The sequence below is a fragment of the Maribacter antarcticus DSM 21422 genome, assembly GCF_000621125.1.
GTDB classification, from domain to species: Bacteria; Bacteroidota; Bacteroidia; order Flavobacteriales; family Flavobacteriaceae; genus Maribacter; species Maribacter antarcticus.
Genome location: NZ_JHZC01000015.1, coordinates 1 through 16880, shown reverse-complemented (window position 1 = coordinate 16880; position 16880 = coordinate 1). Strand labels below are relative to the sequence as shown.

Genomic DNA, 16880 nt, shown 5'->3' with positions numbered 1-16880 from the left:
CCAATGAAAAATCTACAACTTTTATCGATTTTCTTACCCTGTCTTTTCTTTACGAACTGCACGGAGGATTTTGATTCCATTAACGATAATCCAAACGCTCCACAGGAAGTAAGTCCAGAATTTTTGTTGACCAACGTTATTGCGGCGGAAACCAATGAGAATACTTATAATCAAGGATTAAGACTGAATAATTATTTGGCACAATTTAATGCGGATGTTGAGTTTGAGCGCATAGACAGATATGAATTAGGGGGGAACAGTGGATACTGGAACCTCATTTATGGACTTCTGACCGACTTGGAGACCATGAAAACCTTACCTGGATATAACGATGCCTACGATGGTGTAGCGGATATTTTAAGAGGCTATCTTTTTTCACAACTTACTGATATATGGGGAGATGTTCCCTTTAGTGAAGCTATAAAATTCGAAGCCCTAAATTTTACACCGGTTTACGATACGCAGGAAAGTATCTACACCAACCCGGAAAATGGGATTTTGGCTAAGTTAGAAGCTGCATCTGCACTTTTACAGAATACCAGCGAAAGTATCCGTGGAGATATCATGTTCGGTAATGACCTTTCTAAATGGGTACGTTTTTCCAATTCCCTTCAGGTGCGTTTTCGTATGCGTATTAGTAAACGATTAACGGATTTTAGTAAACTGCAACAATTAGCAGATGAAAATTTACTTTTGCAATCAAATGAAGACAATGCGATAGTACCCTATCTAGGTGGGGCACCAAACCAATTCCCATTGTTTAGCGCTTCTACAGGTATTTATCAAGGCTTGAAAATGAGCGAAACCGTTGAGACCATTCTAAAGGGTTGGGATGACCCCAGAATTGCAGTTTTCTTTAATCCTACACCAGAGAGTGTTCTTGCAGGCAATCCTGAATTTAAGGGGTTACCAAATGGCCTGAGTACCCAAACGATTAGCGAGCGGGGTATTGTTCTTAATGATATTTCCATAATGTCCGATAGATTTAGGACTAGGGCAGATGGTGTAGATGCCCAAATCATGTTGTATTCAGAAGTACAGTTTGCGTTGGCAGAGGCAGCAGAACGGAGTTACATAACCGGGGATGCGCAAACGTATTACCAAAATGCGATACAGGCTCATTTTGCATATTATGGAACAGAGGTGCCTGTGGATTACTTTACTAGGGGCGCTATTGCCTTAAACGGTAATACGGACGCAAATTTGGAAAAAATCCTAACTCAAAAATGGCTCAGCCTTTTTATGGTGGGGCATGAGGCTTGGTTTAATATTAGGCGTACGGGTATCCCTGCATTAACGCCAGGGTCTGACAATTTTAACGATGGTCAATACCCATCACGATATCTGTATCCTGAATCGGAACAGGCCGCGAACAAAGTAAATTATGATGCCGCCGTATCCCGTATAGGAGGTGATAATATCAACATCAAAAATTGGTGGGAAATGTAAAGTATTGGACTTGTGACCTTGGATAAATTTTCAGGGTCGCATTTTAAATAAAATAGGATGTTTATGATTAAGAAAATAGTATTAGTTGTCATATTGTGTGCAGCACTTTTAAGTTGCGGTTCGGAAAACAAAAAAGACAATCAGGCATTAAAAACCGAAGATTGGGAAACCATTTCAAAATCGACCAATGGTAAAACGGTCAATTTTATGATGTGGCAGGGAAGTCCGGTCATCAATGAGTATATTAATAATTATATAATCCCTACGGTAAAGGAAGAGTATGGTGTCAACCTACAAATAAGTGGTGGTCAAGGGCCCGAGATTGTTCAGCTGGCGATGAGTGAGCGGCAGGCAGGGATTACCGAAAGTCAAGTGGATATCGTATGGATCAATGGTGAGACCTTTTTTCAATTAAGAAGCATAGATGCCCTTTGGGGCCCATTTTTATCAAAACTGCCCAATAGCCAATACATTAATTTTGATGACCCGTTTGTCAGTACTGATTTTCAACAGCCCATTAAAGGTATGGAGGCTCCCTGGAGCATGGGTCAGTTTGCGATGGTATATGATGCTACAAAAGCTGACGACCCACCTGCAACACTTGATGAACTGGAAGCCTATATTAAAAAACATCCTGGAACGTTCACCATTTCCAATGATTTTACCGGTATGACGCTAATGAAAAGTTTCCTTGCGGAATTGGGAGGAAGCCCAACCAGTCTTAATGGCGAATTTGATGAAGATAAATATGTTAAGCTAAGTGGACAGCTATGGGATTGGGTGAACGGGAATAAACAGTATTTTTGGAAAGAAGGAACTACTTTTCCTAAAGAACAAAGTATAATGAGTCAACTTTTTGCCAACGGTGAAGTAAATATAACCTATGGATTTAGTGAAGGTGGTGTTGAAGAACGTGTTACTAGTGGCCTTTACCCAAATACCACAAAAGCATATCCTTGGAAAAACGGAACCATAAAGAACGCCAATTATTTAGGGATTTTAAGTAACGCTACTGAAAAAGCGGCCGCTATGCAGGTCATAAACTTTATGATATCACCAGAAGCACAATTTGAAAAGGCCAGGGCCAACGGGATGGATTCTAACACTATCTTGGATGTAAAAAAATTACCACAACAATGGCAGGATAAATTTAAGAACGCACCCGGTCGCCAATATGGTATTAAACTGGAAGAACTTTCGGAATATGCCATTGCAGAACCTGCACCAGAATATATGATACGTTTATACGAAGATTTTAGAACAAAAGTGATTGAAAAATAAATCTGAAAATATAAGCCTAGGTTTATTTGTCCTCATCGGTGTGGTGCCTTTTGCTGCTGCTTTTGGGTATGCAATTTTATATAGTTTTGGCATTATCGGGGTCGTGAACACCGGGTTTACCCTAGAGTTTTGGAAGGCAGTTATTGCTTCGGGGGAGTTTTTTAAATCCTTCCTTTATAGTGCTGTAATTGCCTTCATTTCCCTACTTATTTCCGTTGGCGGAGCCTTATGGATTATCCTAAAGTTCAGAAATCAGTTGGAGAGGAAGTTTCTTTCCTATATCTCCTACCTTCCGCTTGCAATTCCCGGTGTGGTGGCCGCATTTTTTACGTTGCAGTTGTTCTCCAAGGGTGGATTTTTCTCTAGAATAAGCTATAATTTGGGATGGACAGAAACTACAGTAGAATTTCCAGACTTGGTCAATGATGCCTATGCCATTGGTATTATCTTGGCCTTTACGACCATAGTCTTGCCTTTTTTTGTGTTGCTGTTTATGAACGTTTATAAAAATGAGCGTATTCAAGAATTATCAATTCTCGCGCAGGCGCTAGGCGCAAAAAAAAATCAAGTAGTACGCAAGGTGTTTTTGCCGATTCTGCTCCAGAAAACTTGGGTACTTATCGTTCTTTATTTTATTTTTTTACTGGGCGCCTATGAGATTCCTTTGATTTTAGGACAAGAAGCGCCACAGATGTTATCGGTTCTAATCATTCGCGAGATTAAACAGTATGATTTAACCAAAATATCCGAAGGGTACGTAGCAGCCGTAATCTACACGGTAATAGTTACATTGGCCGCCATAATGTTGTTCTTACCTAAAAAGCATGGAGCCTATGAGACTTAATTGGAAGCCTTTTATACTAAGTTTGTTCGTAATTTTAGTACTGTTTCCATTCGCTTTTATGGTCTTGCTATCATTTATGAGCGGTTGGCGTTTTCCTGATTTAATACCAGAATACATGGGGCTGAACAATTGGAACACAATATTGGGTTCCGAAGTAGGATTGTTGGAAAGTTTTTTTAGTTCTTTAATAATATCACTTTCGGTAGCCATCATTTCTACCCTTACAGGCTTTCTGTTAAGCCGCACGGTCTATTACCATCCCCGCAAGCGGGTCCTTACTCTATTGACCTATTTTCCATATATATTGGCACCGGTAGTTTTCGCGGCCTGTCTTAGCTACTTTTTCTTAAAACTAGGATTATTTGGCAATATCACTGGTGTAATAGTTGCACAGTTTTTAATCGCCTTTCCCTATGCGCTGCTTTTTTTTAGTAGTTTTTGGAATAAAAAAATCCGCAGTTATGAAGATTTGGTTGCTACGCTCGGCGGTAGTCCAGTTCAAAAATTCATAAAAGTTATTTTACCATTAGCAAAAAGTATGTTGTTGATGTGCTTTTTTCAAACGTTTTTGATTTCTTGGTTTGAGTATGGCCTAACCTCTATAATAGGCGTAGGAAAAGTACAGACGCTAACCATCAAGGTATTTCTATTCATAAAGGAATCCAATTATTATTATGGCGCTTTGGCCTGTTGTTTGTTGATTTTTCCGCCTATTATATTACTGTACTTCAATAAACGCTATGTATTTAAAAACCCTATTTAATGTTTCTGGAAGTTCGCAATCTTACTAAAAGTTTTAAGAAGGAACAGGTCGTAAAAAATCTGGATTTCACCTTGGACGCGCATCAGACCCTGAGTATTTTAGGGAAATCGGGTTGTGGCAAAACTACCATGTTGAAGATGATTGCAGGACTTGTTAAACCTGATAATGGGGAAGTTTTATTGGCAGGAGAAGCAGTTACTTTGAAAAAACCTGAAAAACGTAATATCGTTTACCTATATCAGGAAGACCTTCTTTTTCCTCATTTGAATGCTTTTGAAAATATTGCATTTGGACTGCGATTAAAGAAATTACCACAAGCAAAAATAACGGAGGAGGTGGATAAAATTATTGTCAGTTTGGAATTGGAAGGGCAGGCTACAAAAATGCCTAATCAACTTTCTGGCGGTCAACGGCAACGGGTTTCTTTTGGGCGCGCAATAATCACAAATCCTTCTTTATTATTGTTGGATGAACCTTTTGGTAGTTTGGATGCAGGAACTAGAAAACGGATGCAGACGCTATTTCAGAATTTGACCAAAACTTATAATATCACCTCACTTTTTATAACACATGACCTGAAGGAAGCTTTATTAATAGGCGATAAAATAGGATTCATGAAAGCGGGAAACCTTAAGGTTTACGAAGACAAAAATGCATTTATAAACGATACTACGACGGGCGTTCAGGAAGAAATTAATTTTTGGGAAAGCCTAAATTAAATGATATGAAAAAAAATGTTTGGATAGATACGGACCTTTCCGTAGGGATGAAAAGATACCATAAAGAAGGTTATAGCGATGTAGACGATGGTTACGCCATACTGCAACTTTTTTATGCAGATACGATTAAGATACACGGGATTAGTGCAGTCTTTGGCAACACTAAAATTGATGATGCCTACAGACTTTGCAATAAAATGGCAACTGAATTTGCACCCTATGAAATTCCGGTTTTTAAAGGTGCTGGAGAAAAAATAAGATTAAAAAAAGTAGTGACCAACGAAGCCGTGGAAGCGTTGGCAGAAGCCTTAAAAAATGAAGTGTTGAGCATAATGGCGATAGGTCCGGCAACCAATATTGGTATTTTATTGCTCCTGTATCCAGAGCTAAAATCACAGATAAAGGAAGTAGTTCTTGTTGCGGGTAGGCGTACGCCCACTTCGTACTTTAAAATCGGTCAACCGGTATCCAGACATGCCCCCGACCTTAATTTCGATTTGGATAACGATTCCTTTCGGGTACTATTCGAGCATGGTGTAAAAGTGGTGCTCTGCCCGTTTGAAATTTCTAATAAGGTCTGGCTTACGGCCAAGGATTTGGGTGAATTAAAAAATGGCCGTCCCGCAAATGATTGGCTTTCAGAAGAATCCCAGCCATGGTTGCAACAATGGTTGGTGAGTGGTGATAACGGTTTTAATCCTTTTGACGTCTTGGCAAGTCACTACCTGATTGCGCCAGAAGATTTAGTTATTGAAGAGCTGAATGCCCATCTAAAAATTCACGCTAACGATATGCTTTTGGATACACCGGAAAATACGTATAAGCAGTACTTGATATGTGATAAAACTGTTGGGTTTCCAGTAACCTATTGTTATGATGTGGTATATGATTATCATCAAAAATTGATGGACAGCCTTATAAAGTAAACAGAAAACAGAAAGAATTTTGAAAAAAGCGGAACAGTTATCAACGGACAAAACGGTATTAGAGTCCTACCTAAAGGGACAAGGTTGGCTACATGGTACCGAAATGATAATTGCTGTGGAAATCCCCGGCGCGGGAAATATGAATTTTACGCTTCGGGTTAAAACCGGTGAACGCAGTTTCGTTATAAAGCAAAGTCGCGCTTATGTGGAGAAATATCCCCATGTGGCTGCTCCCATAGAGCGTGCCCTGCGAGAGGCGGAGTTCTACACCTTGGTGTCCGCTCATGATGTGTTAAGGGAACAAATGCCACAACTGTTGGGAGTAGATAATGATAACCATGTGCTCAACCTAGAGGATTTAGGTGATGGTGTGGATTATTCATTCTTATATCAAAAAGACAAAATTTTGGAAGATGTGGAACTGGAAAAAATCATGACCTTTGTAGCGACACTCCATACCAGCATAAATTCTAATACTACCGAGAAAAAGCTTCCCAACAAAGAAATGCGGAAATTAAACCATGAGCATATCTTTATTTATCCCTTTCTTAAGGAAAATGGTCTTGACCTCGATGAAATCCTTCCAGGGTTAAAGGGTGTAGGCCAGGAATTTAAGCAGGATAAGATATTACACGATAAGGTTCAAATACTAGGGAACCGCTATTTAAGCGATGGTAAGACTTTATTGCATGGAGATTATTTTCCGGGAAGTTGGTTAAAAACAAGTGACGGAATTAAGATAATAGACCCGGAATTTTCGTTTTTCGGGGATCCTGAATTTGAGATAGGGGTAACCCTTGCGCATTTAAAAATGGCTGCTCAACCCCAAGACTTAATCGAAAAGGCACTTAAAATGTATACTGATTTGGCGCCGCTAAATGAGGGTTTGTGTAAACAATTTATGGCCATCGAAATTCTACGGCGTATTCTGGGTTTGGCGCAATTACCATTGGGTATTAATCTGGAAGTACGTAAAGCCCTACTAACGGAAGCACGTGAAATTCTAGTATAAACTAAAAAAAAGGACTACGAACACATAAAATAAATTTGAGGACTACTACACCATTTATTGGGTCTTTACCCAATTGTGCAACGATACCTGTGCTCATTTTTATAACAATAGTGGCCCGCAGGGTAAATGCATGTCACAAATGCTATCGGCTAAGGTCGGATGTGTTACTAATTTTCGCACATAATAGATATGGAATCAATACAATATATCCAACGCCGTGCAACGTTCTCATTATGTTTAAAAAAGAGAAGAAAAACAGTATATAGCATTTCAAATAAAGACTTTCCAAAGCGTTTGTGCTTTTTTTTACGCTAAGCTCCATAAACAATAGCATACACTAAGTTCTTGACACATGATAAAATAGCGCTCAAATCGGTGTAAACAAGAGTGCCATAAGTCGTGAACTCAAACGTAACATCCCTAAACGTTGACGCACGGCCGGTCGCAATATCGCCTGGTACGCAAAGTCCAAGACATATCATTGTCACACCGGACGCAGACAAAAGCACAGTAATATCCAGGATAATAGGGGTGCGATTAAAGGACGCGTCGGCATAGACAAACGTCGAAAGGTCGTTAGGGAAAGATTTCGTATCGGGGACTTCGAGGTTGACCTTATGATGGGAAGTAATCATAAATCCGCTTTATTGGTTATGACAGATAGAACGACCCTTGTAACCATGCTCGAGAAATTAAAGAGTAAAAGTGCTGATGAAGTGTATGAAAAAATGAACAAGAGACTCATAAATTTCAGCTCTTCCTGGATAAAGACCATAACTTTCGATAATGGAAAAGAAGTTCCCTAACACATTAAAATCGCAGAAGACCTAAGAGTGAAAATCTATTTTACGAGACCATACACATCACAGGACAAAGGAACGGTAGAGAATAGGATAGGCGTCGTTAGAAGATTCTTCCCTAAGAAAATCGACCTGAGAGAAGTATCGGTCAAAAGAATAAAAGAAGTGGAAAGATTACTAAATTACAGACCAATTAGAAAATTTAATTATAACAAACCTATTGTATTCCTAAAAAGTAAATCTGTTGCACTTATGGGTTGAACTCCGCGTTTTCAGCTTTTGAAAAATAAAAATAAAATGAAAGTACTATCAAATAAATATGAAACAAAGAATCATACGGTAGTTATGGTAGGCTGTTTCGATACCAAAGGTGCAGACTTTGAGTATATGTATACCTGTTTAGTTAGCAAAGGTGTCGAGGTAATAACTATAAATACTGGAGTAATGGGAACAACCAACCTTTTTCCTGTGAATTTCAGGGCAGAAAAGGTTGCATTAAATGCGGGTGCTGAACTTTCAAAAATACGTGAAGGTAATGACCGTGGGTTGGCCTTAGAATTAATGGGGAAAGGAGCGGAATCAATTATTGCTGATTTAGTAGGTGAAGGAAAGGTAGATGGTATTATAGGAATGGGTGGTGGTGGTGGAACTTTTGTGACGCTAAAAGCGATCAACGCAGTTCCATTTGGTATTCCTAAAATTTGTATAAGCACATTGGCTACTAAAGATTTATCTAAAAAAGTGGGAGATAAAGACGTGGTTCTAATACCCTCCATTGTTGATGTAGCTGGGTTAAATAATATAAGCAGGGTTATAATTAGTCAGGCTGCAGGTGCCTTATATGGTATGATGGAAACAACCATTCAGAAAGATGATACTAGTAAGGGTAGTATTGCGATTAGTGTTTTTGGAAATACCACGATTGCTGCTGATGCTTGTATCCAAGTTTTAAAATCAAAAGGATATGATGTGCTTGCTTTTCATGCAGTGGGTACCGGTGGTGCAACTATGGAAGCGTTGACTTCAGATGGAGTTTTTGATGCAATTCTTGATTTAACAACTACTGAATTGGCCGATGAACTTTGTGGTGGAATTTGTAGCTCAGGCCCTGAACGTTTGACTGCTGCCGGGCAACTAGGAATACCGCAAGTTGTAGTACCAGGTTGCATTGATATGGTGAATTTTGGGACGCTATCAACTGTACCAGAAAAATATAAGAATAGAGACTTATTTGGCTGGGCTCCCGATGTAACCCTAATGCGAACAAATGTTGAAGAAAATACTATTTTAGGAAAAATAATTACTGATAAAATTAATATAGCAAAAGGCCCTGTAACCGTTTTATTGCCTCTTGGTGGCTTGTCAAAAGTTGGGGGTGAAGGAGAAGTATTTCATGACCCTAAAATAGATGAAGTATTATTTGATTCGATAAGGAAAAATGTAAATAAATCAGTCAAAATAGTAGAAGTAAACACAAATATCAACACTGCTCTTTTTGCAGAATATGCAGTAAAGGAATTGTTAGAATTAATAGATAAAAGTAGAGGAATATAAAGAACCAAGAGAACAAACAAACCATTGTAAATAATCAATTAGATTCACTCAAAATGGAAAAAAGTAGTGTTAGTAAAAGCCGATTACTGTTCGCAAGTTTTTTTACTATCTTGGCCGCAGGTGTAGGCTTTGCCGTACGGGGAGCAATATTAATTGATTGGGGTAACCAGTTCGGCTTTACAATGACAGAACTGGGTTCTATTACAGGAGGAGGTTTTGTTGGTTTTGGGGTGATAATCATTCTTTTTAGTCTTATCGTAGACCGTGTTGGATATAAACCCCTACTGGTTCTGGCTTTTATTATCCACTTTCTCTCTTTGATTGTGACGGTCGTTACCGTTTTTGTATTTGATGCTATGGGTAAAGAAGCGGCCTATTGGTGCCTCTTTTCCGGCACGTTCCTGTTTGCAGTCGGGAACGGTATCTGTGAATCGGTCATAAATCCTTTAGTTGCCAACTTATTTCCCAAAGAAAAGACACACTACTTGAACATCCTTCATGCCGGTTGGCCGGGAGGTATGATTTTAGGCGGATTGTTAACCATTGCCTTTCATGGTCTAGTGCCATGGGAGGTCCTAATGAGTTTCTTCCTTATCCCGGTACTTATTTATGGGTTTGTTATTTTCAAGGAAAAATTCCCAGTATCGGAAACAATTGCGGCGGGTATAAGGTATAAGGAAATGTTTCGGCAATTCGCCTCCCCGGTATTGATAGGTCTCTTGTTCCTAATGGTATTGGTAGGGTATGTGGAGCTGGGCACCGATAGTTGGATACAGAACATCACAGGAAATATACTTCAAAACCCTACTAAAGGGGTGTTGCTTTTTATCTATGCATCCGCCCTAATGTTCGTACTCCGTTTTTTTGCAGGGCCTATAGTTGAACGCATTTCTCCCTTGGGCCTATTATTCGTTTGTTCTATTTTCGGTGCTGTTGGCCTATATATTTTGGGCAACTCCACAACAGGTCTTGTAATGGTGTTCGCCGTTACCATTTATGGGATTGCCAAATCATTTTTTTGGCCAACCATGTTGGGTGTTGTCGGGGAGCGTTTTCCTAAAGGTGGTGCCGTGACCATGGGAATTCTTGGGGGCGTAGGCATGCTGTCCGCAGGTCTATTGGGCGGTCCCGGGATTGGCTATAAACAGGATTACTTTGCATCCAAAAAGATAGAAATAGAATCCAAGGACACCTATGATCGTTATAAGGCAGATGATGAAAACAGTTTTTTATTTTTTGAACCGATAAAAGGACTGGACGGGAGTAAAGTAGCCATTTTAAAAAGCGACGGCGACCAATTGGCATCCGATATTGAACGCTGGGAAAGTACGGGAAACGAGTTGGAAAGTAATGAAAATCTAAGTGCGCTCAGTCAATGGTGGAACCTTGCAAAAACACATGTGGACGAAGACTTGGCACCGGTTGAGCAAGCCGGCTTTTATGGCGCTGGCCGTGCTTTGGTCAGTACCGCAGTGCTGCCAGTGGTAATGGCAATCGGATATCTTATTCTAATCCTTTATTTTAAAAAGCGGGGAGGCTATACACAAGTAGAACTAAAAGAATAACAATTGAATACAAATCTATATACACATTAAACTAAAGAAGAGAATATGGCAAATCCATGGACAGGAAAGGGAAACCCTTACACAAAACAGGAAGTTAGAGATCGGTTACAAAAAGTTGTAAATCAAAAGAAAGCAATCATTGCCGCAGGCGCCGGAACCGGAATCAGTGCAAAATTCATAGAAAAAGGTGGTGCAGATCTTATTATTATTTATAACTCTGGTAGATTCCGCATGGCCGGTGCCGGTTCAACTGCTGGGATGATGGCCTACGGGGATGCCAATGCGGTAGCTATGGAAATCGGGGAGTTCGAGGTGTTGCCGGTAGTAGAGGAAATCCCTGTTATATGCGGGGTACACGGTAGTGATCCGCGCAGACGCATGTGGCACTTTATGAGTAAGGTAAAGGATATGGGTTTTTCTGGGGTAAACAACTTTCCCACGCACTCCATCATAGATGGTCACTTCAGAAATGTGCTTGAAGAAACAGGGATGGGCTTTGAAAAAGAAGTTGAAATGGTACGGTTGGCAACGCGCATGGATTTGTTCTCTATTGTTTATGTGGCCAAACCAGAGGAAGCGATACAAATGGCGGATGCTGGTGCCGACGCAATTATTGCCCATGTGGGAACTACGGTAGGTGGGTCTATAGGGGTTACGGGAGCCACGGTTTCTATGGACGGAGCGTTGGAACGTACGCAAAAAATTGTGGATGCGGTCAAAAAAGCGAACCATGATACCTTTTTCTTGGCGCACGGAGGCCCAATAAATACACCCGAAGATGTTCGCTATGCTTTAGACCATGTTACAGGGCTGCATGGCTTTGTAGGAGCATCCTCGTTAGAAAGGATGGGAGTGGAAGCTTCCTTAACGAACCTGACAAAAGAATTTAAGAAGTTGACTTTATAAGACATGGGATATTGTAATAATATGGCTATCAATGATTTAAAGTTATTTTACCAAAAATATAATACCTCACGTCTCATATCTAAAATCTAGTACCCAATGAGCAAAAACTGGAAGTTCGTAAAAGAAACAGATATGCTATTCGAGAAGGCCTTTGGCCGCGATCACTATTGGCACTACCATCCCGATGGTGCAGAAAATGCGGAGTCTTATATGGTAAAGGTCGTTGTGCCTGAGGGTGCCGGCCATGATTTTCACAGGCATCCTAAAATGCATGAAATCCTTTATATCCTAAAAGGAAAAGCAGAGCAATGGATAGAGGATGAAATGCAAATATTGGAAATTGGGGATTCTGTTTATATAGATGCAGATGTGGTGCATGCCACTTTTAATGGTGGAGAAGGGGAGTTAGAATTTCTCGCCATTCTTTCCCCGCCCGCTGGATGGGGAGCCGGCACTTTGGATGTAAGCAATGAAGAACCTTATTCCGGTTATCGATCTAAATAAACTGTCAGCACAACGACATGGAGTGTTGACCCTAATGAAGCATTAATGGAAAAATAAAAATAGAAAAAATGAGAAAGTCGATTTTACCGCTGTTAGTACTCGTAATCGGTACGCATATATTCGTCTCCTGTACCACCGAAAAGGAACCGCCCCCGGCCTTGGCGTATGATGGGGAAAACCCTCGGATACAAGTTCCCTTAAGTCCGGAAGATAGCCAAAAGCATATACAGCTTCCGGCAGGGTTTACGGCCGAACTTTTTGCGGCGGAACCCAATATCATCAATCCCATAGCCTTTACTTGGGACGAAAGGGGACGCCTTTGGGTGGTGCAGTCCAAGGATTACCCGCATGAACTTGCCAACGATGTAGGCGGTGACCGCATAACCATTTGTGAGGATACCAACGGGGACGGCAAAGCCGACAAGTTCACCGATTTTGCTACGAAGCAAGGCCTATCTACCGGAATTGTGCTGGTCAATGGCGGGGTAATTGTAGCTCAGGCACCTGATATGGTGTTTTTGGAGGACACTAACGGGGACGACAAAATGGACAAGAGCACCGTGCTCTTTGATGGTTTTGGCACCTTCGATACCCATGCTGGGCCGTCCAGTTTAAGATACGGGATAGACAATGCGATATGGGGCGCCGTGGGTTATTCCGGTTTCGAGAACCAATTCCAAGGCAAACCTGTAAAGTTCGAACGCGGTGTCTATCGCTTTGGGAGGGATGGTTCCTACTTGGAGCCAATAGGCCAATTTGACAACAATACTTGGGGCATGGGCTATAACGAGAACTTTGAGATTTTCGGCTCTACCGCCAATAACAACCATGCCTGTTATGTGGGCATACCCTTAAAACATTATGAATATCTGGATAAAATGCCCTCATGGGCCCTGAATGCCGATTTCATACAGGGACACTATGAGATTTCGCCGGCAGATACCATCCCATTGCAACAAGTGGATGTTCGTGGAGGTTATACCGCAGCCGCCGGGTCAAATTTCTACACCGCAAGAAATTATCCGGAGGAATACCAGAACCAGATGTACGTAAGCGAGCCAACGGGGCATTTGGTGCATATGGCCAAAATCGTAAAGGACGGGGCTGGGTATATCGAAGTCGATGGTGGTAATATATTTGCTAGCACCGATGCTTGGACCGCACCGGTATTTGCCGAGACAGGTCCGGACGGTAACCTATGGGTGGCAGATTGGTACAATCCGGTAATACAGCACAACCCCGATAAAAGGGGTATGGACAACCAAATTTGGAATGCCGATAAGGGAGAGGGCAATGCCCACCTTAACAAATATAGGGACTATGGCCATGGCAGAATATACGTCATCAGATACGATGATAGTGACGATTCCGAAATAACGGAACTAAATCCAAATGATACTAAAGCACTTCTTGGAGGACTGCAGAGCGACAACCTGTTCTGGCGCACCACGGCACAGCGATTGATAGTGGAAGGTAAAAAAACCGCCTTGATTCCAGACCTCATTACATTGGCCAATGACCGGTCTAAAACCGATAAAAATGGACTGAACGCCACCGTATTGCATGCCCTTTGGACCTTGGATGGCCTTGGAGCGGTCAATACAAATAATACAGAGGCAGATAAAGCGGTAGTAAATGCATTGACAAGCGGAGGATATGCAGTAAAAAGGGCGGCCATCTCCCTATTGCCTAAAACGGCCGAAGGTAGCGAGCTTCTTGCTTCATCCGGACTTCTAACGGACACCGACCCACAACTGCGACTTGCCGCTATTCTAACTGCCAGTGAATTGCCGGAGTCCCCGGCCCTGTATACAGAAATGGAAAAAGTGGTCAAAGATGATTCCAATAGTACAGATAAATGGTTGAACGCCGCGACCAAAGTTTATTTTAGGGAGCTAAACCATGAAGAGGTAGATGCTACGGCCGTAGAAATGGTAGTACCGTCGGCAGAAGAAAAATTGACCATCTGGAGCTATACCATAGAAAAACCAGCAGACAATTGGATGTCAGTAGACTTTGTAGGTGGTTCTTGGAAAAAAGGGCAAGGAATGTTCGGTGGCCACGATGAGGAACGTACAAAGACCAAATGGACCACTGACGATATTTGGTTACGCAAAGAAGTGACTCTTAATCAAGAAATAGAGGATGCGGTGATAAAAATCTCGTATGACGACGATTACGAAATGTATGTAAACGGGCAACTTTTAATAGCTGAAAAAGGCGCCAATAGTGCCTATAAATATATGAAGCTAGATAAAGAGAAAAATCAATTATTTAAAAAAGGAAAAAATGTAATCGCAGTTCATTGTAAGAATACAGGTGGTGGTCAGCACTTCGATGTTGGAATTGGTACAATAGGAAAAATTAAAGTTGATGTCACCTTTAATCTAAAAACGGTGAGTCAAGAAATGGCCTTTGACAAAACGGAGTTACAAGCTGTCGCAGGGCAGACTGTAGAAATCAAATTGGAGAATGTCGACCAAATGCCCCATAATCTTGTAGTGGTGACTCCGGGAAGCTTGGGGGCTTTCGGGTCTATTGTAGATAAGTTCGTTACCACTCCGGATGCCATAAAAATGGCCTATGTACCGAATTCTAGATATGTTCTGGGAGCTACTGAGATGTTGGGCCCGAACGAAAGCGGATCCATAATTTTCACCTTGCCCGATACTCCTGGTACGTATCCTTTCGTATGTACATTTCCTGGTCATTGGCGATTCATGAAAGGTGTAATTATTGTAACAGCCCCAGAATCTAATTAAGGTTACAGTAGTGATATTTGTGAAATGAAAGCCCAAATTAAATATAAAGCAGAACGATAAATTAAATATAAAATGAAAAAAGCAGTGATTTTATTATTATTCGGAATGATTTTCGGGTGCAAAGTTCAAGAATTGCCAAAAGATTATAAAAACGATGCATCTTCGGGATATTATATTTCCGATAAAAAAGATGCAGCCAAAATTGCCGTCACAGGAGGAAGTGGCTCACACAATTTTAAAAAACTATTTGGTGAAGTTGACGGCAAAGTACTAAGTGAAAATGGTGCGAATACGGTTATTTTTACAGAGAATCCTAATGAAATGGATGTATTAATTCCAGCAGTTGACGTATTGATGCTCACTAATAATCAACCTTTAAATCTAACTTCAAAACAGGTAATTTTTTCTAAAGTGAACGCAGGAAAATTGAATATGCTAATTTATCACCCAAGCACATGGTACAACTGGGAAGATTGGCCCGAATATAACAAACAGCTTGTTGGTGGTGGATCTCGTTCACATGAAGCGTTACAAGAATTCGAAGTAATAGTTGTAAAGCCTAATCACCCAATAATGAAAGGTGTTCCATCTAAATTCAGGATAGTTGATGAACTTTACAGATGGGAGAAGGATGCTGATGCTGAGATTGAAGTACTAGCAATAAGCAAGGGTTTAGAATCGGGTGAGGAATATCCTTCAGTCTGGATTGTAAAACATCCCAAGGCAAAAATAATAGGGAATACCTTGGGCCATGATGAAAGAGCACATGAACTTGAAGCGTATAAAACAATTTTGAAAAATAGTTTGGAGTGGGTTAAATAAAATTGACTTTCGGCAAAATACTCCCCAATACTATGGCCTTGAAGTAGCGGCAGTACCTTTCTGGACGTACTATATTTAACTGGACATAAAGTTAAGAGCGTGTTTGCTTTTAAAATTAACTTTGAAAAATGTCTATAGAAAAAAGAAAGTACAGCTTAGATTTTAAGGAAAAGGCTATTGCGTTGAGTTATGCACGTGGTAGCGTTGTGGAAATATGCAGAGAATTGGATATACCTACCTCTGTATTGAGCCGCTGGCGGAAGGAACCTAATTTATATGGCAAGCATAGTTTCCCAGGCAAGGGCAACCCCAAATTCACCGATGAATAAAAAGAAATAGCCGAGTGGAAGAAAAGGGTAAGGAATGCCGAACTAGAGCGCGACATCTTAAAAAAGGCAATGGCCATCTTCTTCTAGGGAGACTGGAGAAATATAGGTTTGTAAAACACCATAAATTTAAATTTCCAGTTTAAGAAGATATGCAAAATGTTCAAGGTAAGTAAAAGTGGGTATTACAATTGGTTAGGACGGGGTCCATCCAAAAGAGGTCATAACCACGGCTATCCGTTATATTTTCGAAGGTAGCTTTGGGAGTTATGGCGCTCCTAGCGTTAAAGCGGAATTGTTAAAAAGAGGTCCTCGTGTCTCAAGACCCAGGGTAGCCAGGGCAATGAGGGTCAATAATCTGTTTGCCAGAAGGAAACGTAAATTCAAGATTACGACAAACAGCGAACACAACTACCCATAGCACCCAATATCCTTAACCAGGACTTTAAGGTTTTTGGGGCAACCAGGTCTTGGTATCGGAGATCACCTATGTTCAAACCAAACAGGGTTGGATGTTTTTAACTGTTATTATTGATTTGTTCAGTAGAAAAATCCTTGGCTGGTCTATGAGCGATAATGTAACAACACAGGATACCATTATTGCTGCATGGCATATGGCTATAAAATCTAATGTAATTACAGAACAA

Annotated in this window: 13 protein-coding genes and 2 pseudogenes; all 15 read left to right on the top strand. The window is 40.8% G+C overall.

The genetic code is table 11. The features are described from left to right. Window positions 1-3 precede the first annotated feature (3 nt). Entirely contained in the window at window positions 4-1449 is a 1446-nt protein-coding gene (locus tag Q360_RS0112635) for a SusD/RagB family nutrient-binding outer membrane lipoprotein (RefSeq protein WP_036195859.1), read from the top strand. Window positions 1450-1512: 63 nt separating this feature from the next. Next, window positions 1513-2730 (top strand): ABC transporter substrate-binding protein, encoded by a 1218-nt coding sequence (locus Q360_RS0112630; RefSeq protein ID WP_084273436.1) that lies wholly within the window; start codon window positions 1513-1515, stop codon window positions 2728-2730. After that, entirely contained in the window at window positions 2720-3574 is an 855-nt protein-coding gene (locus Q360_RS0112625; RefSeq protein ID WP_027077435.1) for an ABC transporter permease, read from the top strand. Before Q360_RS0112630 ends, Q360_RS0112625 begins: the two co-directional genes overlap by 11 nt. Beyond that, window positions 3564-4337 carry an ABC transporter permease gene (locus tag Q360_RS0112620; protein ID WP_027077434.1) on the top strand — a complete coding sequence of 258 codons (774 nt, stop codon included), beginning with the start codon at window positions 3564-3566 and terminating at the stop codon, window positions 4335-4337. The genes Q360_RS0112625 and Q360_RS0112620 overlap by 11 nt, the downstream gene beginning before the upstream one ends. Beyond that, window positions 4337-5056 (top strand): ABC transporter ATP-binding protein, encoded by a 720-nt coding sequence (locus Q360_RS0112615; RefSeq protein WP_027077433.1) that lies wholly within the window; start codon window positions 4337-4339, stop codon window positions 5054-5056. The genes Q360_RS0112620 and Q360_RS0112615 overlap by 1 nt, the downstream gene beginning before the upstream one ends. 5 nt (window positions 5057-5061) lie before the next feature. After that, on the top strand, window positions 5062-5982 hold the full coding sequence (locus Q360_RS23120; RefSeq protein WP_036195852.1) for a nucleoside hydrolase: 921 nt from the start codon (window positions 5062-5064) through the stop codon (window positions 5980-5982). A gap of 19 nt (window positions 5983-6001) precedes the next feature. Then, window positions 6002-6994 (top strand): phosphotransferase, encoded by a 993-nt coding sequence (locus tag Q360_RS0112605; protein ID WP_027077432.1) that lies wholly within the window; start codon window positions 6002-6004, stop codon window positions 6992-6994. A 485-nt stretch (window positions 6995-7479) separates the two neighbouring features. Continuing rightward, window positions 7480-8055 (top strand): annotated as a pseudogene (locus Q360_RS27590) (IS30 family transposase); the annotation flags it as partial. Between the two features lie 36 nt (window positions 8056-8091). Further along, window positions 8092-9348, top strand: a complete 1257-nt coding sequence (locus Q360_RS0112595) for a Tm-1-like ATP-binding domain-containing protein (RefSeq protein WP_051554694.1) — start codon at window positions 8092-8094, stop codon at window positions 9346-9348. 53 nt (window positions 9349-9401) lie between these two features. Then, a complete protein-coding gene (locus Q360_RS0112590) occupies window positions 9402-10913 on the top strand; it encodes an MFS transporter (RefSeq protein ID WP_027077429.1) in 1512 nt (503 codons plus the stop codon). A gap of 45 nt (window positions 10914-10958) precedes the next feature. Beyond that, window positions 10959-11819 carry a phosphoenolpyruvate hydrolase family protein gene (locus Q360_RS0112585; RefSeq protein WP_027077428.1) on the top strand — a complete coding sequence of 287 codons (861 nt, stop codon included), beginning with the start codon at window positions 10959-10961 and terminating at the stop codon, window positions 11817-11819. Window positions 11820-11915: 96 nt separating this feature from the next. Further along, on the top strand, window positions 11916-12323 hold the full coding sequence (locus Q360_RS0112580; protein ID WP_027077427.1) for a cupin domain-containing protein: 408 nt from the start codon (window positions 11916-11918) through the stop codon (window positions 12321-12323). 68 nt (window positions 12324-12391) lie between these two features. Continuing rightward, the gene (locus Q360_RS0112575) at window positions 12392-15085 is read left to right on the top strand and encodes a PVC-type heme-binding CxxCH protein (protein ID WP_027077426.1); all 2694 of its coding nucleotides are present in this window, start codon (window positions 12392-12394) and stop codon (window positions 15083-15085) included. A gap of 72 nt (window positions 15086-15157) precedes the next feature. Further along, entirely contained in the window at window positions 15158-15907 is a 750-nt protein-coding gene (locus tag Q360_RS23115) for a ThuA domain-containing protein (protein ID WP_051554693.1), read from the top strand. Between the two features lie 128 nt (window positions 15908-16035). Next, window positions 16036-16880: pseudogene (locus Q360_RS26680) on the top strand (IS3 family transposase); the annotation flags it as partial.